Here is a 22,393-nt window from a genome sequence, read left to right as displayed (position 1 = left end):
GTCAGGCCCGGCGCGGGCGGCGGTACCGGAACGCGGCGAGCCGGGCGCGGAGCGGCCCCGCGGCCTTCGTCGCCTCGGACAGCGCGCGGTCCGTTGCACCCCAGGCCGTCTGGACGCGTTCCTCCGCGACGTCCGTGCCGTCGAAGACCGCCGCGTCCACGTGTCGTGCCAGGTCGCGGAGGCCGCCGTCGGGCACCGGCAGGCTCTGCGCCGCGGACTGCTCCTCGAGTGAGGACGCCGCCTGCAGCCGGGTTGACCGCTCGGGGATGGCGAGCCCCAGCTCGGCGTAGCCGTCGGCGAGCTCGTCCCAGGCGCCGGCCGCCCGGCGGTCCGGCGGACCGGTCGTCTCGCGCCTCCGCCGTCGGCGGCGCTTCAGCGCGGCGATGAGCAGCAGCGGCACGAAGTACGCGAGCAGCGGGATGCCGATGACCCCCAGCACGACCCAGGCCCAGACGGGGATGCTGAATCCGGACCTCTTGTCCTTGGGGTCGTTGTCCTTCGTCTTGACCGGCGTGAGCAGGTCCTCGGCGCGCGGGTCGGCCGGCGGAGGCTGGCGCACCTGGGGCTGCGGCTCGAGCTTCGGCTTCGTCGTCTGGTTCTTCGGCGCGTCCGTCTTGGTCGGGGTCGGGAAGAACGGCAACCAGCCGACGCCGTCGAACGCCACTTCGTCCCACGCGGTGACGTCGTCGCCGGTGACCGTCGTGGTGCTTCCGGTGACCTTCGGCGCGAAGCCCATCACCACGCGGGTCGGGTAGCCGAGACGGCGGGCCATGAGGGCGAAGGCGCTGGCGTACTGCTCCTGGTCGCCGACCATCGGCGACTTCGAGAGCAGGTCCGTCATGCGGTCCGCCCCCTCGCCGGCGCGAGACGGCACGGGGTCGGAGGCCCGCCCGTGGCTCAGGTACCCGAGCGACTTCAGCGACCGCTCGATGTTCCGCAGCTTCTGGATCGCGGTGTCGGCGGAGCCCGCGTACTCCTCCGCCTTCGCCGACACGACATCCGGGACGTTGGTGACCGGCGGCAGCGTCAGCTTCGCCGGCGGCACCTTCGCCAGGGCCCGGTCGTTGGGGATCTTCTGGGCGGTCGCGCCCACCGTGTAGCTGAGTCCGTCGCGCACGCCGCTGGTGACCGCGGCCGTGCCGGTCGCCGTGTTGACGCGCACGGTGGTGGTCGGGTCCTGGCCGGTGTGGGCGTCGAAGGTCAGCCGATCGGTGTAGCCGAGGGTCGGCAGCCAGACGTCGGAGTAGCCCAGGACGTCGATGGAGGCCGTGGATGCGGCGCCCGGCGTGAACAGCGGTGGCCGCGGGATGGTGCTGCCGAGCAGCTCGAACGCCCCGGACGCGTCCGTGTCGCTGCCGGGGGCGGCGACAGACCAGACGATGCCGTCGTAGCTGTCCATGGTCGCCAGCCGGACCACCTGACCCTGACGGAGTCCGGTCACGGTGAAGAGCTTCGTCTTCTGCAGGTCTTTGGTGTACTTGCGGAAGCCGGCGAGCGGACTCGGGTAGTCGAGCGGATCGAACGGCGGCGTGATCTCGTCGCGCACCACGAAGCGCGAGGCCGCCGGCGGGGCCAGCACGGCGCCCGCCAGAGCGCCGACGAGCACGGCGCCGAGCACGACGGCTGCGCCGCCCAGCAGCCGGCTGCGGCGGACGGCCGTGTCGGTCTCGACGCGATCCCGCGCGAACCGGCCGCGCCGCCAGGCGAGCCAGACGAGCGCCACGCCCGCGAAAAGGACCCCGCGCAGCCCGGCGAAGAACGGATCCCTCGTGCCGAGCAGGATCGCCGCCAGCAGAAGCAGGGCGGGACCGACGAGCAGGACGGCGGCGCGCCCGACCGGGGCGCGCCGAGGACCGCGGCGCGGCAGCCACCGCACGGCGAGGGAGACCGACACCAGGGCGACGAGCCACCCCGCGACGTATGGCACGACCGCCACGTACGGCGGCGCCTCGAGCGGCGCCTGCAGGGTCACCGCATCCGACCATCCGAAGACCGCGCCGAGCACGAGACCGGAGAGGCTGTCGAGGGACGGCAGCACGCCGAAGAGCGCCTGTCCCGGCAGCGCCAGCGGCGTCCCGAGCAGGAAGTAGGCGGCCAGCGCGATCACCGCGGTGAGCAACCAGGAGAGCCGCAGCAGCCGGCCGAGCAGCGCGACTCCTCCCCCGACGAGGATGCCGCCGACGGCGGCGGACGCGAACGCGTAGTGACCGAAGGCGGGCTCGAACCCGGCGACGGCGATGAGGCTCAGCGCGACGAGCACGGCCACGTCGATCCACGTCGTGCGGGAGAGGCGGTCGAACACGGGCGCGGTCGCAGTGGCGGCGCGCGTGGCACGGCTCGCGCCGGCGCCTCCTGCGCCGGCGCGGCCCGCGCCGCCCTGGGTCGCCGCGGTCATCGGCCGGCTCGCTTCAGCAGGGTCGGCAGCTCCGGCAGCGTGGACACCGTGATGAGCATCGATCGCCCCAGACGCGTGAGCCGGGGTTCGGCGGCCTCGTCGACGCGGATCACGATGGTCTCCGTGTCGCCGCCCCAGAGGGCGGCCGCCGCCCGTAGCTCCGCCGCCTCCGCCTGCGAGCCGACCACCGTGACGGCCAGGCTGGGCGCCGCGATGCGCAGCGTCGCCTGCCGCAGGAACTCGCGCAGGCTCGGGTGCGCCCCATCGACCGGCTGGATGCGGCACGAGTCGTCGAGCAGCGCCGTCGGCGTCTCGACGCGCATCGCGCCGCCCTGCCATAGCGCACGGATCTCGGTCTCCTCGCGGATGACCTGGCACCCGATCGAGGCCATCACGGCCACGCCGAGCTCGAACTCGTCGTCGCTCGCGAACCGCGACCGCTCCGCGTCGAACGCGAGCAGGAGCTGCGACCGCCGGGTCTCCTGGTACTGCCGCACCATCAGCTGCCCGGTGCGCGCCGAGGTGCGCCAGTGCACGTTGCGGATGTCGTCGCCGGGCTCGTAGGTGCGGAGCGCGTGGAAGGCGAGGTCGCTGTCCGTGATCAGCTTGGTCGTCTGCCCCTCGAGGTCGCGGACGAGACCACGGGCGGTGGCCGCGAGGCGCACCGTCCGGGGATGCACGAACAGCTCGATCCGGTCGGTCCACTGGTTGGTGCGCCGGAGCAGGCCGAGAGCGTCGCCGCGGACAGACAGCGCGGGCCCGGCGAGGATGAGCGCACGGCGCGCGGTGGGGACGGCGAACAGCTCCTCGGTCTCGGCACCGGGCGCCAGCCGCGGGATGGTGAAGTCGGCCTGCCCCTCCCCGACGGGCACCTCCATGCGGGTCGGCAAGACGGGGCGCGAGCCGCTGTTGGCGACGGTGAGACGTCCGAGCGCCCGGTCGCCCGCGACGACGCGGCGCGGGTTGAGCTCGATGCCCACCCGGTAGGTGGACCGGCCGAAGACGAACGCGACGGCGATCACGAGGGCGGCGACCAGGGTCGCCCCGATGTACGCGAACTCGGCCCAGCCGAGCCACGCGGCGAGGACCACCGAGACGACCGCGCCGCCGAGGACGATCCAGCCGAGCGTGCTCACGACCGCGACCACCGGGAGGACGCGCCGGCCGATCGCCCGGCCGGCGGGAGCCACCCGGTCGGAGACGCTCCGCGTCACGCGCGCGACGGCCGCGCCGACCTGATCGGCCGCGATGCGGGCCTGGTCCGACGCGGACGCGCGGCGGCGCCGGGCGCGTGCCGGGCTGTCGGTGGTCATCGTGGTCCTCTCTGCGGGAAGGGCGGATCTCGCCGGCGGCCGCTCAGGCGGCGCGGTACGCCGGGGGCGTGGCGGAGGCGACGGCGCGCTCGACGATGTCGGCGGCCGTCACGCCGGCGAACTCCGACTCCGGGTCGACGATCACGCGGTGCGCCAGCACCGGAAGCGCGAGGTCGCGGATGTCGTCCGGGGTGACGAACGTGCGGCCCGAGGAGATGGCCCAGGTCTTGGCCGCCCGGGCGAGCGCCAGCGCGCCGCGGATGCTCACGCCGAGCGCCGCATCCTTGTCGTCGCGGGTCGCGGTGACGATCTCGCTCAGGTAGCCCATGACGCTGGCGTCGGTGTGCACCTCGGACGCCAGCTGCGCCAGAGTGGACACGGAGTCCGCCGCGATGATCGGACGGACCGCCGACGCCCGCGACCGGTTCGACGAGTCGAGCAGCAGGTCGACGGTCGTGGCGTGGTCGGGGTATCCCAGCGAAGTCTTGATGAGGAAGCGGTCGAGCTGCGCCTCGGGAAGCGAGTAGGTGCCCGCCTGCTCCACCGGGTTCTGCGTGGCGATGACCACGAACGGCGCACCGACCGGGTGCCCGACGCCGTCGACCGTGACCACACCCTCCTCCATCACCTCGAGGAGCGCCGACTGCGTCTTGGGGCTCGCCCGGTTGATCTCGTCGGCAAGCACCACGGTCGCGAAGATGGGGCCGGGATGGAACTCGAACCGGCCGGTCGACTGGTCGTAGATCGTGACGCCGGTGACGTCGGAGGGCAGCAGGTCCGGCGTGAACTGGATGCGCGACTGCGTGCCCTCGACGGTGTTGGCGAGCGCCTTCGCGAGCACGGTCTTGCCGGTGCCCGGCACGTCTTCCAGCAGCACGTGCCCGCCGGACAGCATCGCGGTGATCACCAGGCGGATGCTGTGCTCCTTGCCGAGGATCGCCTTGTCGACGTTCGCCACCAGCTGCGCGAACGCGCCGGCGAACCAGTCCGCCTGCTCCTGTGTCACTGCCACTGCTGCTTCTCCTTCTTCCGGCCGGTCATCCCGGCCCTCACTTCGACCAGTCCTGCACGCTGCTCTGAACGCCGTCCACCACGACGTACGCCCCGGGGTAGCCGCACCACGGCTCGATACTGCTGTTCGGATCGCCGTGGTAGTGGCCGTACCCGTTGCTGTCGGTCGAGATCGAGCGCGTCGACAACGTCCCTCCATTGCAGTGCACCTGCATCGACACCGTCCGGTTCTTCGGGAAGTCGTGGATGGTCACGTCGTACGTGTAGCTGTGGACAAATCCCGGCTTGAGGTCGCCCTTCGAGAGGTCGACCGACGGCGACGGGGGCGGCGGGTCCTTCACCTGGACGGTGTTGGATGTCACCGGCGTCCCCTTCTTCCCGCCCGGGTTCTCGGCGTAGACCTCGAACGAGTAGTTTCCCGCTCCCCTGTTGTTGGCGGTCGCGCTCGTACCGGTGGTGCTCTGCCAGCTGCCGCCGCTCAGCCGGTAGTAGTAGGTCGCCTTGCCGCCGCCTGTGCCGCTCGGGTCGGAAAGGGCGTCCCAGCTCATCGTGAGATCACTCGGGGCGTTGCCGCTGCTCCGGATGGTCGCTCCGCTGACCTTCGACGGAGTGCCGTACGGGGTGACCGGCGTGCTCCCCGCCGACTGCTCGCTCCACCCGTCGGCGTTCTGCGCACGGACCGTGAACGAATACGGCTTGCCGTTGGTGAGCCCGTCGATCGTCACATCCCCCGCCGAGGCGGTCGTCACCGAGTGGGTGCCGTCCGTGACCTGGTACGCGGTGATGGGCTTGCCGTTGTCGGCCGGCGCCTTGATGGAGACCGTGACCTGGCCGTCGCTCGCCCGCGGGTTCGACGGTGCGCTCGGCTTCGAGGGAACGTCGTGGATGGTCACCCGGAGCTGCCCGATGGCGGAGGCGGTGCGCTTCGGATCCTTGGTCGCGTCCTCCACGTGGTACAGCACGTTGACCGAGCCGATGGCGGCGCCGGACGACGCGCTGACGCTGATCGACGAGCCGGTGTGCGTCACCGTCACCCCGGGGGGCGCGCTCTGCGCGGTCGCGTCGGTGATGGTGAGCGGCTGCCCCGGGAACGGATTCACCCACTGCGCGTCGCTGGAGGCGCCGTCGAGGGTCGCCGTCTGGCCGCGCTTGACCTCCTCGGTCTGCGGCGGGTTCTTCTGGGTGGCGACCGGCCGGCTGGAACTGACCACCTGCACGTTCACCGTGCCGGTGATGGTGTGGGTGCCGGAGCTGATGGTGACGGCGATCGTCGCCGCCTCCCCCGCCTGCACGCCCAGCGGCGCGGAGAGCGTGAGCGTCGACCCGCTGAGCGACGACTGGATCCGGGGGTTCGACGACGTGCCGCCCGCGTAGGTCAGCTTGTTCAGGATGTCGGGGTTCGGATGGAAGCTCGACGCCCGCAGGTCGACCGACAGGGGCGCCTCGCCCGGCTCGATCTTCTCGCTGGGCGACGTGAACGTCGGCGCGACGTCCGACTGGTCCGGCTCGCCGACGGTGATGGGCAGCACGAGTGTGGTCACGCGGTCCGCGGTCTGACCGGCTTCGCGTCCGTCATTCACCTTGAAGGTGATGGCGGCCGGTCCCCGGTATCCCTTCGCGGCGGTGAACGTCAGCGTCTGGTCGTCGCCGTACGACGGGCCGCCGGCACTGTTCGTCGCGCTGACGCCCGACGCCCCGGTGAGCTTGTAGCCGCGTCCGGAGGGCACGGTGAGGATGTCGGAGAGCTTCCAGCTCTTGGAGCCGTCGGCCTGGACGATCTGCTGCGGCAGCCCGTCTTTGAGGCGCGGCGGCGCCGTCGCGTCGCCCTTCGGCGGGACCACGATGAACGCTGTGCCCTTCAGACCGGTCACCGTGTCGGTCAGCGAGTAGGCGATCGCGAGCCGCTGCTCGCCCGGCTTGACCGAGACCGTCCCGTCCTGGGCCACCTCGGCCGCCGAGGCGTTCGGTCCCGCGACGTCGACCTTCAGGTCGTCCACGAGCCCGGAGGGGTTGGTCGCGCCGTCCAGCACGTTCACCTTCACGCTGCTCTTGTCCGCGACCTCGTCGGGCTCCAGCACGTGGTCGATCGCCGTCGGGGGAACGTCCTTGGCGTTCGGGGTGACGGTGGCCTGGATGAACGCACTCGCGACACCGCCCTGGCCGTTCGTGATCTGGTAACGGACGACGAACGAGCCCTCCTCCTTGGGCGCGGTGACGAGGACCACCTTGCCGTGGACGGAGGCCTTGAGCCCGTCGTCGACCTGCAGCAGCTTCTTCTGCAGCGCGATCGCGTAACCGTTCGGGTCGGAGTCGTTGTCGAGCACCGGGACGGAGATCGTCCGGCCGGGCTTCACCTGCACGGGGTCGTTCACCGCGATGGGAGGCCGCACCTGGCTGGGACGCGGGATGACCGCGATCGAGACGGTGCCGGTCGCGGTCTTCCCGTACGTGTCCGTGAGCTGGTAGGTGAAGGTGTCGGTCCCCGCCGAGTCCGGGTATGCCTGGTAGGTGAACGACCGGCTGGTGGAGTCGGAGATGCGCCCCAGGGTCGGCTGGGTCGCGAGCCCGGACAGGGTCACGGAGTCGCCGTCCGGGTCGATGCCGTCGAGGGGGACCTCCACCGGCACGGAGGAGCCGGCGAAGGCGCGCACGGTGAGGGGCTGGGGCTGCGGCGCCCGGTCGGAGCCCTTGTCGGGTGCGCCGACCACGAAGGTGACCGTGGCCTGCGCCTTCTGCCCGTACTTGTCGGTGATGCCGTAGACGACGTTGTACTGCCCGGGCGCCGTCGGCGCCTGGTAGCGGACGCTCTCACCGCTGACGAAGGCGGTCGCGCCCTGGCCCGCTCCGCTCGCGTCCCGCAGCTGCGCATCCAGGGTGAAGGGGGCGTTGTCGGGCGAGTAGTCGTTGTCGAGCACCGGGACCGTGGCCACGTCACCCGCCCGCACCGGCACCTGGTCGTCGACGGCGACGGGCGGCTGGTGCTGCACGAGCGGCGGGACGGGGACCACGGTGATGCCCGCTGTCGCCTCGTTGATGCCGTCCGAGACGACGTAGGTGAGCTGCACCTGCTGCGTGAGCACGGTCGGCGCCGTCACCTTGACGACCGCGTTGTCGAGCACCTCGACGTTGAGGTCCTGGGCGCCCGCGCCCACCGCGACGGAGCGGACGGCCAGCACCCGGCCGGACGGCGACACGTCGTTGTCCAGGACGGCGACCGAAGTCGGCTCCCCCGGACGCACGTGCGCCTTGTCGGTGACGGCGATCGGCGGCGCCTCGCTGGCGCCCTGGGCCGCGATGTCGACCCGGGCGAGGCCGGTGGTGGTCTTCGGGCCGGCGCCCAGCGTGTACACGAGGTAGTACTCGCCCGGAGCGTTGCTCTTCACCGTGACGGTGCCCTTGGTCGCGTCCGCCGTCACCTGCGCCCCGGACCCGTCGAGGCTCGCGCCGACCAGGCTCAGCGGCTCCCCCGACGGCGACTGGTCGTTGTCGAGGGGATGCAGGACGACCGGCCGACCGGTGAACCCGTCGGCGAAGTCGGTGACCGCTACGGGGTCGAGGGTGCCCGCCGGTTTGACGGTCACGATGAGGCTGCCGGTCGTCGAGGCGCGGCCGTCCGAGACGGTGACCCGCACCTCCTTCGACCCGGCCTGCCCGGTCTTGCTCGTGAAGGTGACGTCGCCGTTCGGCTTGAAGCGCACGTCGTCCTCGGTCGTCGCCGTCGCGGCGACGAGGCTGAGGTCGTCGCCGTCGGGGTCGATCCAGTCGTTCAGGATGTTGTACTCGACCGACTGCCCGACCTCGGTCTGCGCCGTGCTCGACCGGGTGGATGCGGGAGCCGCGTTCTCCGCCGGCTGCTTGAGGGTCGCATCCACCTGGGCCGAGGCTGTGCCGCCGCGGCCGTCGTCGATGGAGTAGCGGAACGAGATGGTGCCGCTCAGCCCCTCCTTCGGCGTGAACTGGAGGGCACGTCCGCCCTCGACGGTCTGCAGGACGCCCTGCGCCGCCGGGATGGCCGACACGTCGGAGATGGTCAGCACGTCGCCGTCCGGGTCGGTGTCGTTGGCGAGCAGGTGCAGCACCGTCGAGCGCCCCGGGCGCACGCCGTACGCGTCGTTCACCGCGATCGGCGGCCGGTTCACGTCGCTGCGCTGCGCGAGAGTGTCGGCGAAGGACTGCACGACCGGCTTCTCCTCGCCGGTGTCGCCCTGCACGGTGGTGTCGTTCGGTTTCAGCTGCGCCCAGTTCTGCACCAGCCGCATGTTCGAGGAGACCACCCAGGCGTTGCCGTCGCGGAGGTTGTTGAGGGCGATGACGCCGTGGTTGACGCGGAACTCGAGGTCGTCGCCCTGCACCGGCTGATCGATGTCGATGCCGATCGGCTTCTTGCCGTCGCAGGCGTAGAGGTACCGTCCGGACCCGGACCAGGCGCCGTAGGAGCACTGCCCGAGCCGTACGGGAGCGGACACCGCGCTCTGACCGCCGCGGGAGGTCGCTCCGGCAGGGATGGCGGTCGCGGTGCCTCCACCGAGCGGCACGCTCAGGAGGCCATTGTCGGTCGCGACGAGCACGGCCGGCCCGTCGTCGCCCGGCTGCTGCAGCTTCAGCCCCTTCGCGGGCAGCGCCACGACCGTGCCGTCGCCCCCGATCACCCGGTTGCGTTGCGTGTCGAGCACGACCGGCCTGTCGCCGACCGCGGTCAGCTGGAACGCGCCGGGAACCGGGAAGTCCCGGGTCGCCGGCTCCGCACCGGGCCGGTCGACCGAGATGAGGCGCTTGCCCTTCGGCGCGACGACGAACGTCTTCCCGGACTTGGACACCACCAGGCGCGCCCCACTGCCCGCCTTGGCGACCGGCTTGGTCTTGGCGCGGTCGAAGTCGAGGCGGCCGGACGCGTCGAGCACCCAGAGCGAGCCGTCCGGGGCCAGCACCGAGAACGTGTCGCCGCCGTAGCCGACCTGCGAGTCCTGCGGGATCTGGATGCGGCCGCCGAGCGACACGAACGCCGGGTCGATCCGGTCGACCGTGCCGTGCGGGAGATCGGTCAGGAAGTACGACGAGCCGTCCTGCAGCACATCCAGGTCGGAGCTCGCCCCGGTGACCGCCGCATCCAGCTCGTCGATCTGGTGGTTGAGCCGGCCGCCGAGGAGCTTCTCACCGTTGGTGACCCAGACGTCGCGCGTGTCGAGGTCGACCGCGTTGACCGGGAAGCCCTTGTGGAGCACCGCCACCGTCAGCGGGACGCCGACCACGACCGCGAGGGCGGTGGTCACGGCGAGCGTCTTCCGCTGTCGGAACCACGTGCTCAACGAAACCAAGACTCTGCTATCCCCCGGGCCGGACAAATCGCGTAAACGCTAACACGACCCCCTGACGCGTCCGGAATGGGGAGCACTCCCCATTCCCGCCGGGCCACGCGTCTGCGCGTCAGTCGTCCGCCCCACCATCCTCCGCCTCCGCGGGTTGGTCAACACCGGCGGAGGGATGCGGCACAGAACCACCTTCGCCCGCGGGACGGTCGAGCAGCGGGAGGTCCTCGACACCGACCAGGCGCGTGGTGACGGCGTACTCGACCAGCCGCGCGCGCCGGTTCGTGGCGAGCTTGCCCCGGCCGCCGCGGAGCCCCGCCACACCCAGCTTGTCGAGCTTGTCGCACACGTTGTCGAGCTTGCGGTTGAAGGTGGTCATGCTCCAGCCCAGCCGCTCCGCCGCCTCGGCGGAGCTCGGGATGGTGCCGCGGCCCGGGACGGTCTGCGTCAGGACGCCCTCCGCGAGTGCCACGATGAGCTGCCGCTGGCTCGTGGTCAGCGTGACCGGGAGCACCGTGGTGGAGCCGCCGGAGGCATCCACCCGCACGGCGGTGTCGAACCAGTCCTCGTCGCTCGAGATGGTGAAGTCGTAGGTGGTGGCGCCGGCGCTGAACATGACGTGCATGGTCTGGAACACGATCGGCAGCTTCGCGCCCGGGGCGAGCCACGCCTGCATCGTCCCGGTCGCGTCGGTCACCGTCGCAGTCAGCAAGGTTCCGACGTTGCTGAGCCACCACATCCCGAAGTCGTGTCCGACCGTGAGGAAGCGGCGGTGCAGGTACGGGTTGTCGTCGATCGTGAGCTCGGCCTCGCGACCGATGCCGAACTCGGTGCCCGGATCGACCGCGTAGTGCTCGCCGCAGAACTCGATGGTGAGCGGCCGCGCCTCGGCCGTCACGTGGAGCACGCCTTCAGCGGCTGGGAGGTGCGCCCCGCCCGGACCGTCTGGATGTCGATGCAGACCGGGACACCGGGCGTCGCACCCGTCACGGTCACCGTCGGCTCGCCGACCACCGTCGGCCCGTTGGTCGTGCCCTCCTGCACCCAGGTGAACTGGTCGCTCTTCTTCGCGTCCTCCGTCTTCCAGACGAAAGTCGCACTGGCGCCGTCCGGCGAGCGCACGGCGGACACGAGCACGGGCGGCGGCACCACGGTGACCGCGATGCTGCTGTCGTCGCCGGCTCGCGGGCCGGAGGACGGCGACGAGGACGCGGGTGCCAGCACGTTCGCCAGCACGGCGGCGGCGATGCCGAGGACGATCACGGCTGCAGCCCCCGCGCCGATCCAGGCGAGGAGACGACGCCGCGGGTCGCGGGCGGGCGCATCGTCCCGCAGGTCGGCCGGGGTCTCGTCCTCATCGGCCGGGGTGGATGCGGTCGCCGGCCGGGCGCGCAGGACGGTGTGCTCGGGGAGACCGTCGTGCGCTGTGGACGGAACGTCCCTGGCCGGCGCATCCGGCGACACCGGCACGACACCGCGCACCCGGGTCGCCGCCGGTTCGGCGGGCGCGGGCGGCTCGGCGCGCTCCGGTTCCGGCGCCGCGATCCGCGGCGCCGCCGGCTGCGCCTGGATCGTCGCCACGGACCGCGCACGGGTCTCCTGCTCGTCCCCCGCGACCGGCGCGGGACGGGAGTCGCCGATCGTGAGGTTCGGCACGTCGATGCTGGTCGGCGCGAGCCCCAGCTCGAGCTCGATGCGCTGCAGGGCGCGGGCGAAGTCCACGGCGGTCTGGTAGCGGTCCTCGCGGCGCGTCGACATTCCCCGTCGCAGCGTCGCCGTGAGCGACGACGGGACGTCGGCGCGGTCCAGCGGGGTGATCATCCCCCGCTCGATGCGGCCCATCAGATCGAGGGTGCCGTTCGAGCGGCCGGGCACCTCGAACGGAGTCCGCCCGGCCAGCAGCGTGTGCACGGTCGCGGCGAGCGAGAAGATGTCGCTGCGCACATCCGGGTCGGGGTCGTCCGCGAACATCTCCGGCGGCGACCACGGCACGCTCAGCCCGACGCTGCGACTGCCCGACGTGGCGGTGTCGGACGGCGACCCGCGCAGCTCGGAGAGGGTCGTCGTGTGCACCGGCAGCTCCTCGAGGGCGGACGCGATCCCGAAGTCGGTCAGTGCCGGCCAGCCCAGCGAGGTGGTCAGGACGTTGGCGGGCTTGATGTCGCGGTGCAGGATGCCGGCAGCGTGCGCCGTCGCGACGGCGCTGGAGAGCCGGACGCCGGTCCGCAGCGCGTCCTCGACGCCGATCCGTTCGCGCTTCAGCCGGTCGGCGAGCGACGGCCCGGAGCAGTACTCCATGACGAGGTAGGGCCGGTCGTCGCCGGCGACCCCGGTGTGGAAGATCGTCACGATGTAGGGATGCGCGGAGAGCCGCGCCATCACGTTGGCCTCGGCGACGAAGCGCGTCCGGGCGGCCTCGTCGACACCGTCCGTCAGCAGCACCTTCACCGCGACGCTGCGCTTCGGCAGCTCCCCCTCGTACAGGAACACATCCGAGAAGCCGCCGGAACCCAGCAGACGGATGAAGTGGAAGCCGTCCAGCTCGGGCGGCTGCGACGCCATGCGCCTCATCCGGCGGCCTCGACCGTCAGCGTCGCGCCGCTCCCGAGGTCGATGACCGTGCCCAGCACCACGGTGGTCGGCTCGCCGCTGCGCAGCTTCTGCGGCGCGTTGCCGGGCAGCACGATCATGGTGCCGTTGCGCGAGTGCAGGTCGGTCACCACGACGCTGTCCCCCTCGACGGCCACCGCGACGTGGGAGCGGGAGATGTCGTCCTCGGCGCTGGTCAGGGTGACCGGGCGCGCACCGCGGAGCGACGGCACGGCGGTCGCGCTCGGCGCCCGCCCCACGACGACCGGGCTGGAGAGAGGCTCGCGGCGGCCGTCCGAGAGGAGCACCGCGAACGCCTGGCGCTCGGGGACGGCATCCGCCGCCTCGGGCGTCGATGCGTCGCCGGATGTCCCCGACCGTCGCGGAAGGTCGCCGCTCATCACCGTCAGGCCGTCATGGTCGCCCTCCAGCCGGTTCGCGGCGGGCGGGAAGGAGTCGGTGATGAAGCCGGGCAGGTCGATACGGGCCGGAGCGGCCTCCTCCTCGTCGGGACGCACGGCGGCGTCCTCGACGCTGCGCACCATCGTGGCGCCGAACAGGTGGTCGTAGCCGGTGCTCGCGTCGGAGGACTCGGGGGCCGACTCGGCGACGGGAGGCGCCTCGACGGCCGCCAGCGTCGCCTCCGGTACCCGCGTCTGCAGGTCCGGCTCGGCCGCCACGGCCTCCACCGGGCCGGTGTCCCGCTCGCGCTTCGGCGGAGCGGCCACGGTCGCGTGGATGTCGTCGGCCGCCTCGGAGGCCGTCCACGTCACCCCACGGGCCATGACGACGCCCTCGGCGAGCGGCAGGCCCGCGTCGGCGCTGTCTCCGAGCGCGACGGCCGTCAGCCCGATGAGCTGCGTCTCCACCCACGACGACACCCCGGTCGCGCGGACCTCGCGCGGGCCGTCGCCGCCCGAGACGGTCGCGCTCGCTGTGCCCCGCACCGCGAGCAGCACGGTGGGCGTCGAGGTGTCGAGCAGGGCGAACGCCGGCGTGCGGCTCAGGCCGCCGGCGACGAGCGCATCCAGGGTCTCGGCGAAACCCGCGCGGAGCGCGTCGAGGAGCTCCCGCAGTCGCGCGCCGCTCGACTCGGCGACGAGCAGCGCCCGGCCCCCCGCCGCGACGACCGCCCACTCCCCTGCTGCCGCCTGCTGCACTTCGAACACGGACGAACTACTCCCTCGGCTGCGTGTCTTCGAGCTCGCGGCCGCTTCCGCCGTCCGCGCGGTCACGCGTGTCGACGGGGGCCGGAGCGTCCTCCCCGGTCACCGATTCAACCACGATGACGGTGATGTTGTCGTGGCCGCCCGCCTCGTTGGCTGCGTCGACGAGCGCCGCGGCCGGGTCCTCGGGCGCTTCGGCGAGGATCTCGGCGATGCGCCGGTCGCTCAGCTCGCGCGTCAGCCCGTCGGAGCACACCAGGAAGATCTGACGGCCCTGCTCCGGGATGAGCGCGCTGTCCGTGTCCACGAAGTCCTCGGCCCCGAGCGCCCGCGTGATGACGTTGCGCTCGGGATGCACGGCCGCCTGCGCCTCGGAGATCAGCCCCGCATCCACCAGCTCCTGCACGGCCGAGTGGTCGACGGTCAGCTGCCGCAGCTCCCGCCCGTCCCAGGAGTAGACGCGCGAGTCGCCGACGTTCACGACCATCCACTGCTCGGCGGCCAGCTCAGGCACCCGGACGCGCACGATGCCGGTGAGCGTGGTGCCCGCGACCGCCGCGCCGGACTCGTCGGCGCCGGACAGGGCGCGGACGGCCGCGTTCGCCTCGTCGATCGCCCGCACGACCTCGTCGGGCGTGGGCCGGGAGCCGGGCTGCAGGGTGCGGGCCAGGCTCTCGACCGCCGTGCGGCTCGCGAGGTCGCCGCGGGCGTGGCCGCCCATCCCGTCCGCCACGACGAACACCGGGTCCTGCGCCAGAGCGCTGTCCTCGTTGACGTGCCTGACCGCACCCGTGTCGCTGCGGACGCTCACGCCGACGAGAGAGCTCATGTGCGGGGGTCCTCCTGGGTGCCGTCGACGGCCGCGTTCTCGGTGTCGTCCTCTTCGGTGTCGTCGCCGTGGATGGCCGCGGCGACGGTGGTGCCGCTCATCCGCAGCTTCACCAGACTTGCAATCGTAGCGACAACCATCGCACCGACGATGACCGCGAGGGACGTCCAGGTGCTGATGTCGGGCGCCCATTCGATGTGCTCGCCGTTGTTGATGAACGGCAGCTCGTTCTCGTGCATCGCATGGAACACGAGCTTCACGCCGATGAAGGCGAGGATGAACGCGATCCCGTACTTCAGGTACACCAGCTTGTCGAGCAGGTGGCCGAGCAGGAAGTACAGCTGACGGAGGCCCATCAGGGCGAAGACGTTGGCGGTGAAGACGATGAACGGGCTCTGGGTGATGCCGAAGATCGCGGGGATGGAGTCCAGCGCGAACAGGAGGTCGGTCGTCCCGAGAGCCAGGAACACGATGATCAGCGGTGTGAACATCCGCCGCCCGGAGACCGTCGTCCGGAGCTTGTTGCCCTCGTACTGCGTCGACACCTTCAGGTGACGGCGGGCGAACTTGATGAACCAGGAGTCCTCGGCGCCCTCGTCGTCGTGCTTGCTGAAGGCCTGGTTGAACGCCGTCCACAGCAGGAAGGCGCCGAAGATGTAGAAGATCCAGCTGAAGCTCGCGATCAGGCCCGCGCCCAGGACGATGAACACGCCGCGGAAGATCAGCGCGAGGATGATGCCCACCATGAGCACCTCTTGCTGGTACTTCCTGGGCACCTTGAACCTCGCCATGATGATGACGAAGACGAACAGGTTGTCGATGCTCAGGCTGTACTCGGTCAGCCAGCCCGCGAGGAACTGGCCGGCGTGCTCCGCATCCCCGATCACCAGCATGAGCAGGGCGAAGATCAGCGCGAGGGCGACGTAGAACGACACCCAGAGAGTGGACTCGCGCGGGCTCGGGATGTGCGGCCGCTTGTACACGTAGAGCAGGTCGAACGCCAGGATCAGCAGCAGGACGATGAACGACGTGATCTCGAACCAGGCGGGCAGGGCCAGATGCATGGAAACCTCTCGAAGGGCGCGGGCTACGGCCGAAAGTCTCTCCCGCACCGTACGGTGCCGCTGCGCCCGGGTCCGCCGTCGTGACGGGCCGTGATGACGTGCACAGCGCCGGCCGTCGCTCCGCGTCGCCGCGGGCGGGGCCGTCCGGGATACTCCCCTTCGCTGGAGCAAGCCTAGCGGGACGGGCGGCCCGGCGTAGTGTTCGGCTCGAAGATCGGGAGGAGCAGCGTGGAGCGGGAGTCGTTCGACAGCTCGGTGATCGCGTCCGCCGGATACGACCCGGCGCTGCGGACGCTGGAGGTGGAGTTCGGCTCCGGCGAGGTCTACCGGTACTTCCTCGTGCCGGCGAGGGTCTGGCGCGACCTCCGGTCGGCGGAGTCGGCCGGTGCGTACTTCAACGCCGAGGTGCGCGACCACTACCCGGAGGAGTGGATGCCGGGTGCGGCCACCCGGTGATGTGGGCGCCGCCCGCGACCGGCGGGTAGGCTCGGTGATGCGGATACGGCGGGAGAGCGCCGGGAGGGACCGGTCCTCGCACCCGTATCGGTGTGTGAATGACAGAGGGGACCGCGCATGACGCGATCGACCGAGACCGTCGACGTGGTGCGACGCAACAACGTGCGGGAGTACGGGAACCCGGCCGGACGTCCGATCGTGTTCGCGCACGGATTCGGCTGCAGCCAGGAGGTCTGGCACGCGGTCATCCCGTACTTCTCGGACGACAACCGCGTGATCGTGTTCGACCATGTCGGCGCCGGCCACTCCGATCTCGCGGCCTACGACCGCGCCAAGTACGACTCGCTGCACGGGTACGCGGACGACCTGCTCGAGATCGTCGAAGCTTTCGACCTCGACGACGTCGTGCTGGTCGCGCACTCCGTGAGCGCGATGATCGGCGTGCTCGCCGCCAACCGCTCCCCCGAGCGCTTCGGCCGGCTCATCCTCGTGGGCCCGTCGCCCCGGTACACCGACGACGACGGCTACGTCGGCGGCTTCACCCGTCCCGACATCGACGGGCTGCTCGACGCCCTCGATGTCAACTACCTGGGCTGGTCGGAGACGATCGCACCGATCATCGCCGGCAACGTCGACCGGCCGGAGGTGGGGGCGGAGCTCACCGCCAGCTTCTGCCGCACCGACCCGGTCATCGCCGGGCACTTCGCCCGGGTGACGTTCCTCTCCGACAACCGCGCCGACCTCGCCGCCGTCAGCGTGCCGACCGTCGTGCTGCAGTGCTCCGACGACGCGATCGCGCCGGAGGCCGTCGGGCGGTACGTGCACGACGCCATCCCCGGCAGCGAGTTCGTGCAGCTCAGCGCGAGCGGGCACTGCCCCAACCTGTCCGACCCCGAGGAGCTCGCCCACGCGATCCGGAGCCGCCTTCGATGACCGACCCGACCGCGACCTCCGTGCCGCCGGTCTCGCCGGGCGAGCTGTACGACCGGGCCCCCTGCGGGCTGCTGACCCTCACCGAGGCGGGCCGCATCGTGCGGGTGAACGCCACGTTCTCGGCCTGGACCGGCATCACGCCGGAGCAGCTGACCGGCACCCCGCTGAGTGACCTGCTCGAACCGGGCGCGAAGATCTTCTACGAGACGCGCTTCGTGCCGATCCTCCACCTCGAGGGCGAGGTGCGCGAGGTGGCGCTCGCCTTCCGCACGACGCGGGATGCGGCGCTGCCCGTCCTCGTCAACGCCGCGGTCGACCGCGGCGGTGCGACGCCGCTGGTCCACGTCGCCGTGTTCGATGCCAGCCGCCGTCAGGATTACGAGCGCCAGCTGCTGACGGCCCGGCGGATCGCCGAGAGCTCGGAGGCGCGCACGCGCGTGCTGCAGAACGCCACGACCGCGTTCGGCGAGAGCGAGACCGTGGAGCGGCTGGCGCAGGCGCTGGCGGAGAGCGCCCGGGAGGCCCTCGGAGCGGCCGCGGCGGCCGTCTTCCTCGACGACCACCATCCCCGCCTCGCCGGAGGGACGGTCCCGCTCGACCCCGACCTGCTGCCGGGCGGCGTGCCGCCCGAGGCCCTGGCCGCCGACGGCATCCTCACCTGGACGGTGCGCGACGGCCAGCAGCATCCCGACGCCGCCACCGCGCTGCGGGCGGCCCGTCTGGACACGATCCTCACCGTTCCGCTGCTCCAGGCCGGCACGCCGATCGGGACGCTGGCCTGCTACTTCTCCCGGCCTCCCGAGCTCGACGACCACGCCACCGACCTGCTCCGGTCGCTGTGCCGCCAGGCGGCGCAGACCGTGGCCCGGCTCCGGCTGCAGGCGCAGCTCGCCGCCATCGCCCTGCACGACCCGCTCACCGGGCTCGCCAACCGGGTGCTGCTGCGGACGCACATCGCGGCCAGCGTCACGGCGGCCATCGAGCGCCAGGAGCCGCTCGCGCTCATCTTCGTCGACCTGGACGACTTCAAGGCGGTCAACGACGACCTCGACCACACCGCGGGCGACACGGTCCTCAAACTGATCGCCGCGCGTCTCAGCAGCGCGGTCCGCGGCGACGACCTGGTCTGCCGGTACGGCGGCGACGAGTTCATCATCGTGTGCCGCGACACCGACCACGAGCGCGCCGCAGCCATCGCGGAGCGCATCCGGGTCGCCATCAAGCAGCCCCTCCACGACGACGGCTGGACGCGCACCATCACCGCGAGCGTCGGAGTGACGGTGCACACGCCCGGGCACTCGCGCGCACTCGACGGACCGGAACTGCTCCGCGTCGCGGACAAGGCGATGTACCGGTCGAAGGACCGCGGGAAGGACCAGGTCAGCGTCATCGCGCTGTGAGAGGGCCCGGGCCGGCGAGGCGCCTGGCCCAGAACGGATCCGAAGCCCAGCCTTCCGGAATGCCCAATGCGCGCAGTGGCACGGCGGGATGCTCCTCCAGCAGGAAAGCTTGTCCCGATTCGAAGTGCGTCTGATCCCGGACCGGCGCGAAACGGGATCACGTACGGAGAGAGTCGGTAGTAACCGATGTGCCGGATGTAGCGCTCAGCGCGTCGCTGATCGTCGATGACCAGCCCACGCGCGATCAGTCGTTCGACGAGTTCGGCACCGTCCAGGGCCGGCTTGTCGTATGTCCGCGTTCCGCGGGGGCGCATCGGTCTCGTGGGTACAAGCCCAGTCTGCCGAGAAAGGGAAAATCCCCCGGGTTGCGCTTCTTCGAGAGGCGTGGGGGATGTGGGGTCCCAAACCTACAGCAACCGCGTCCCGCCAGCAATATGGCCGAACTGCGATCCCGTGCACCCGACCATATTGAGGACAGCATCAGGCCCGAAGTCAGTACGTGTCGATCAAAGAAAAAAGCCCGCTTCCCTGTGTTTTCAAGGGAAGCGGGCTGTTGGTGACCCCAGCGGGATTTGAACCCGCGTTACCGCCGTGAGAGGGCGACGTCCTAGGCCGCTAGACGATGGGGCCGTCTGGCAACTAGAAGATCATGCCACAGATGGCGGGTGCGTGCCAAAACGGGACGGGCGTCCCGGGCGCGTCGCGAGGGGCTCCCCTGCCCTGAGTGCCGCCCGGTCACGCCAGGACGCGCAGCGCCCCGGGTACGACCGTCACCTCGATGGGCAACGGGCCGATGCGCTCGCCGTCGGCGTAGGCGATCACGTCCGCCGCCTCGATGCGGACGCTGGTCACCGGCAGGATGGTCACCTCCGGCAGGTCGGTGTGCTCGCCGCGGAACACCTTCGGGAACATCCGCAGGAACCGCAGCCGCGACATCCGCTCGACGATGAACAGGTCGAGGCGGCCGTCGGCGAGGTCCGCGTCGGGCACGATGCGCATCCCGCCGCCCAGTGAGCGGTTGTTGGCGACGGAGACCAGCATCGCGCGCACCTCGATGGTCCGGCCGTCGGCGTGGATGCGGTAGGCGCGCGCCTTCAGCGTGGCGAGCTCGCGCAGCAGTGCGACGACGTAGCGGCTCCGGCCGCGCGGACGCGTCATCAGGTTGGCGCGCTCGTTCACGGTCGCGTCGAAACCGGCGGAGACGACGCACCCGAACCAGGTCGTCAGCTCGCCGTGGCGGATGGTGCCCGCGTCGATGACCCGCGGCTCCCCCTCCAAAGCGGCCAGGAGCCGGTCGATCGCGGCCTCCGTGTCGTCGATCGGGATGCCGAGGCCGTCGGCGAGGTCGTTCCCGGTTCCGCTCGGAACGATGCCGAGCGGCATGCCGGTCTCGGCGACCAGGTCGATCCCGAGGTTGGCCATGCCGTCGCCGCCGACCACGACGAGCGCGTCGGCGCCCTCACGCAGGACCGCGGCGGTCTCGCGGCGCAGGAGCTCGATGTTGGCCTCGTCCATGGCGACGACGCGGTGGCCCGCCGCGCGCAGGCGCTCGACGACGCGCGGGCCGACCTCCCGTCGATGGCCGAAGGAGGCCATCGGGTTGACCGCGACGACGACGGCCCGCGAAGTTGCAGTCACAGTGCACGATGATGGCACATGCGCGCTCGAGGGCCGCGACGGCGCGGCCGCCCGGCGGTTCGGCTGCCCGGCGGTTCGGCTGCCCGGCGGTTCGGCTACTCAGAGGCGCAGCCGGCGGAGCAGCTGCGCGTTGAGCGCCACCACGATGGTGGAGAGCGACATGAGCACCGCACCGAATGCGGGCGACACGACGATGCCCGCGCCGATGGCGACGCCGGCCGCCAGCGGCAGCGCGATCACGTTGTACCCGGTGGCCCAGCCGAGGTTCTGCAGCATCTTGCGGTAGGTGGCGCGGGAGAGCGTGATGACCGCGGCGACACCTCTCGGGTCGCTCGACGCCAGGACGACCCCCGCCGACTCGATGGCGACGTCGGTGCCCGCGCCGATGGCGATGCCGACGTCCGCCTGCGCGAGCGCCGGGGCGTCGTTGACGCCGTCGCCCACCATGGCGACGCGCGACCCGTCCGCCTGCAGCCGCGCGACGGTGCCGGACTTGTCACCCGGCAGCACCTCGGCGAAGACCTCATCGATTCCGAGCTGGGCAGCGACGGCCGTCGCCACCGCGCGCGAGTCGCCGGTCAGCATGGCCACGCGGACGCCGCGCTCGCGCAGCGAGCGGACGGCCTCCTGCGACTCCGGACGGACGACGTCGGCCAGGGCGATCACGCCGAGGACGCGGTCCGCTGCGAGCACGTAGACGACGGTCTGACCGGCGCCCGCCGCCCGGTCCGCCGCCTCGGCGACGGCGCCCGAGACCTCGAGCCCGCGCTCGGCGAGCAGCCGGGGCGCTCCGACGATGACGGTGCCCTCCGCGCCGACGACCGCCGAGGCGCCACGTCCGCCGAGCGCCTCGAAGTCGGACACCGGAACAACCGAGAGACCGCGGCTGCGCGCCTCGCGCACGATGGCCGCGCCGATCGGGTGCTCCGCCGGCGCCTCGACGGACGCGGCGAGCGCCAGGAGCCGGTCGTCGTCGCCGTCGGCGGCGGATACCGCGACGACGCCCTGCTTGCCCTCGGTGAGGGTGCCGGTCTTGTCGAACAGGACGACATCGATGCGCCGCGCGTCCTCCATCGCGTGCCGGTCGCGGATCAGCAGGCCCTTGCGGGCGCCGAGCGCGGTCGAGATCTGGGCGACCAGCGGGATCGCGAGTCCGAGGGCGTGCGGGCAGGCGATGATGAGCACCGTGACCACCCGCTCGAGGATGAACGCGGGATCGCCGGGACGGATGATCGTCCAGGCGATCAGGGTGACCACGGCGACGGCGAGCGCCACGTAGAAGAGCCACGCCGCCGCGCGGTCGGCGAGCACCTGCGCGCCCGACTTGCTGGCCTGCGCGTCGGCGACGAGCTTCATGATGCCGGCGAGGGCGGTGTCGCCGCCGGTGCGCCCCACCCGGACGACGAGGGATCCGCTGCCGGAGATGCTTCCGGCCACCACCTGCTCCCCCGGACCCCGGGTCACGGGCTTCGACTCGCCGGTCAGCAGCGACTCGTCGATGTCGCTGCGGCCGTCCACGATCTCGCCGTCGGCGGGCACGGCGGCACCCGGACGGACCCGCACCAGGTCGCCGACGCGGAGGTCGCCGACCGGGACGGTCTCGGGCTCCGCGTGCGGATCGGGAACGCGCTCGGCGGTGTCCGGCAGCAGCTTCGCGAGCTCGCCCAGCGCATCCTGAGCGCCCATCACCGCGGACATCTCGATCCAGTGGCCCAGCAGCATGATCAGGATGAGGGTGGCCAGCTCCCACCAGAAGTCCATCCCGGGGAGGCCGAGGGTCACCGCGACGCTGTAGCCGAAGGCGACGACGATGGCGAGGGAGATGAGCGTCATCATGCCCGGCTGCTTCGCCCGGAGCTCGTCCACCGCCCCGCGGAGGAAGACCAGACCGCCGTAGAAGAAGATCACGACGCCGAAGACGGCGGGGATGTACTGGCTGCCCGGGAAGCGGGGGCCCGAGAGGCCGAGGATCTCCTGCAGGCCCTGCGAGAAGACGAGGGTCGGGATGGTCAGGACGAGCGTCAGCCAGAACTTGCGCCGGAAGATGGCCGGGTCGTGGCCGGCGTGCCCGGAGTGGTCGTGGCCGCCGTGGCCCGCATGGTCGTGGTGGCCCGCATGGTCGTGGTGACCCGCATGGTCGTGGACGCCGTGCTCGGCGTGCCCGGTGTGCCCGGCGTGCTCATGACCCGCGTGAGCCGAATGATCGTGACCGGCGTGCGCCGAGTGGTCGTGCGCCGAGTGGTCGTGCGCCGAGTGGTCGACGGCGGTGTGCTCGTTCATGTCGTCCATATCG

General features: G+C 71.7%; 13 protein-coding genes, 1 tRNA gene and 2 pseudogenes. 3 read left to right on the top strand and 13 right to left on the bottom strand.

The genetic code is table 11. The features are described 5' to 3' along the window. Position 1 precedes the first annotated feature (1 nt). The 10 genes and pseudogenes from ACTJI1_RS17640 to ACTJI1_RS17595 all read right to left on the bottom strand — a co-directional run bounded on the left by ACTJI1_RS17640 (position 2) and on the right by ACTJI1_RS17595 (position 15,673). Positions 2-2,395 (bottom strand): transglutaminase domain-containing protein, encoded by a 2,394-nt coding sequence (locus ACTJI1_RS17640; RefSeq protein WP_440743646.1) that lies wholly within the window; start codon positions 2,393-2,395, stop codon positions 2-4. Further along, the gene (locus ACTJI1_RS17635; RefSeq protein WP_440743645.1) at positions 2,392-3,708 is read right to left on the bottom strand and encodes a DUF58 domain-containing protein; all 1,317 of its coding nucleotides are present in this window, start codon (positions 3,706-3,708) and stop codon (positions 2,392-2,394) included. The genes ACTJI1_RS17640 and ACTJI1_RS17635 overlap by 4 nt, the downstream gene beginning before the upstream one ends. A gap of 43 nt (positions 3,709-3,751) precedes the next feature. Next, on the bottom strand, positions 3,752-4,714 hold the full coding sequence (locus tag ACTJI1_RS17630; protein ID WP_310134880.1) for an AAA family ATPase: 963 nt from the start codon (positions 4,712-4,714) through the stop codon (positions 3,752-3,754). 43 nt (positions 4,715-4,757) lie between these two features. Further along, positions 4,758-7,976: pseudogene (locus ACTJI1_RS17625) on the bottom strand (Ig-like domain-containing protein); the annotation flags it as partial. A 327-nt stretch (positions 7,977-8,303) separates the two neighbouring features. Next, positions 8,304-8,978 (bottom strand): annotated as a pseudogene (locus ACTJI1_RS17620) (Ig-like domain-containing protein); the annotation flags it as partial. 1,165 nt (positions 8,979-10,143) lie between these two features. Continuing rightward, on the bottom strand, positions 10,144-10,923 hold the full coding sequence (locus tag ACTJI1_RS17615; RefSeq protein WP_440743644.1) for a hypothetical protein: 780 nt from the start codon (positions 10,921-10,923) through the stop codon (positions 10,144-10,146). Beyond that, entirely contained in the window at positions 10,920-12,587 is a 1,668-nt protein-coding gene (locus ACTJI1_RS17610; protein WP_440743643.1) for a protein kinase domain-containing protein, read from the bottom strand. The genes ACTJI1_RS17615 and ACTJI1_RS17610 overlap by 4 nt, the downstream gene beginning before the upstream one ends. 5 nt (positions 12,588-12,592) lie before the next feature. Beyond that, positions 12,593-13,783, bottom strand: a complete 1,191-nt coding sequence (locus ACTJI1_RS17605) for an FHA domain-containing protein (RefSeq protein ID WP_440743642.1) — start codon at positions 13,781-13,783, stop codon at positions 12,593-12,595. A 7-nt stretch (positions 13,784-13,790) separates the two neighbouring features. Continuing rightward, positions 13,791-14,609 (bottom strand): PP2C family protein-serine/threonine phosphatase, encoded by an 819-nt coding sequence (locus tag ACTJI1_RS17600; RefSeq protein WP_310128760.1) that lies wholly within the window; start codon positions 14,607-14,609, stop codon positions 13,791-13,793. Beyond that, a complete protein-coding gene (locus ACTJI1_RS17595) occupies positions 14,606-15,673 on the bottom strand; it encodes a TerC family protein (RefSeq protein WP_310128759.1) in 1,068 nt (355 codons plus the stop codon). Before ACTJI1_RS17595 ends, ACTJI1_RS17600 begins: the two co-directional genes overlap by 4 nt. 228 nt (positions 15,674-15,901) lie before the next feature. Here ACTJI1_RS17595 and ACTJI1_RS17590 point away from each other — a divergent pair, with 228 nt between their 5' ends. The 3 genes from ACTJI1_RS17590 (at position 15,902) to ACTJI1_RS17580 (ending at position 18,462) form a co-directional block, all read left to right on the top strand. Further along, positions 15,902-16,129 (top strand): KTSC domain-containing protein, encoded by a 228-nt coding sequence (locus ACTJI1_RS17590; RefSeq protein WP_440743641.1) that lies wholly within the window; start codon positions 15,902-15,904, stop codon positions 16,127-16,129. Positions 16,130-16,246: 117 nt separating this feature from the next. Continuing rightward, entirely contained in the window at positions 16,247-17,062 is an 816-nt protein-coding gene (locus tag ACTJI1_RS17585; protein WP_440743640.1) for an alpha/beta fold hydrolase, read from the top strand. After that, positions 17,059-18,462, top strand: coding sequence for a diguanylate cyclase (locus tag ACTJI1_RS17580; RefSeq protein WP_440743639.1), 1,404 nt, complete (start codon positions 17,059-17,061; stop codon positions 18,460-18,462). Before ACTJI1_RS17585 ends, ACTJI1_RS17580 begins: the two co-directional genes overlap by 4 nt. Before the next feature lie 554 nt (positions 18,463-19,016). On the opposite strand, the gene ACTJI1_RS17575 is transcribed toward ACTJI1_RS17580, so the two are convergent. The 3 genes from ACTJI1_RS17575 to ACTJI1_RS17565 form a co-directional block, all read right to left on the bottom strand. Next, a tRNA-Glu gene (locus ACTJI1_RS17575) sits at positions 19,017-19,092 on the bottom strand. 105 nt (positions 19,093-19,197) lie between these two features. Further along, positions 19,198-20,100, bottom strand: a complete 903-nt coding sequence (locus ACTJI1_RS17570) for a diacylglycerol kinase family protein (protein ID WP_440743638.1) — start codon at positions 20,098-20,100, stop codon at positions 19,198-19,200. Positions 20,101-20,199: 99 nt separating this feature from the next. Continuing rightward, positions 20,200-22,389: a heavy metal translocating P-type ATPase gene (locus tag ACTJI1_RS17565; RefSeq protein WP_440743637.1), complete on the bottom strand. Its 2,190-nt coding sequence runs from the start codon at positions 22,387-22,389 to the stop codon at positions 20,200-20,202. Between the last annotated feature and the right edge of the window lie 4 nt (positions 22,390-22,393).

The sequence above is a fragment of the Leifsonia sp. 22587 genome (assembly GCF_052044215.1).
In the GTDB taxonomy this organism is placed as follows: domain Bacteria; phylum Actinomycetota; class Actinomycetes; order Actinomycetales; family Microbacteriaceae; genus Leifsonia; species Leifsonia shinshuensis_C.
Note: the sequence above shows the minus strand (reverse complement) of the source record. Positions and strands in the feature narration are given on the sequence as shown.

What these genes read in the sequence shown, in the direction of transcription:
- ACTJI1_RS17640 (WP_440743646.1), bottom strand. Translation starts at nt 2,395, where the DNA reads ATGACCGCGGCGACCCAGGGCGGCGCGGGCCGCGCCGGCGCAGGAGGC.
- ACTJI1_RS17635 (WP_440743645.1), bottom strand. Translation starts at nt 3,708, where the DNA reads ATGACCACCGACAGCCCGGCACGCGCCCGGCGCCGCCGCGCGTCCGCG.
- ACTJI1_RS17610 (WP_440743643.1), bottom strand. Translation starts at nt 12,587, where the DNA reads ATGGCGTCGCAGCCGCCCGAGCTGGACGGCTTCCACTTCATCCGTCTG.
- ACTJI1_RS17600 (WP_310128760.1), bottom strand. Translation starts at nt 14,609, where the DNA reads ATGAGCTCTCTCGTCGGCGTGAGCGTCCGCAGCGACACGGGTGCGGTC.
- ACTJI1_RS17595 (WP_310128759.1), bottom strand. Translation starts at nt 15,673, where the DNA reads ATGCATCTGGCCCTGCCCGCCTGGTTCGAGATCACGTCGTTCATCGTC.
- ACTJI1_RS17585 (WP_440743640.1), top strand. Translation starts at nt 16,247, where the DNA reads ATGACGCGATCGACCGAGACCGTCGACGTGGTGCGACGCAACAACGTG.
- ACTJI1_RS17580 (WP_440743639.1), top strand. Translation starts at nt 17,059, where the DNA reads ATGACCGACCCGACCGCGACCTCCGTGCCGCCGGTCTCGCCGGGCGAG.
- ACTJI1_RS17565 (WP_440743637.1), bottom strand. Translation starts at nt 22,389, where the DNA reads ATGGACGACATGAACGAGCACACCGCCGTCGACCACTCGGCGCACGAC.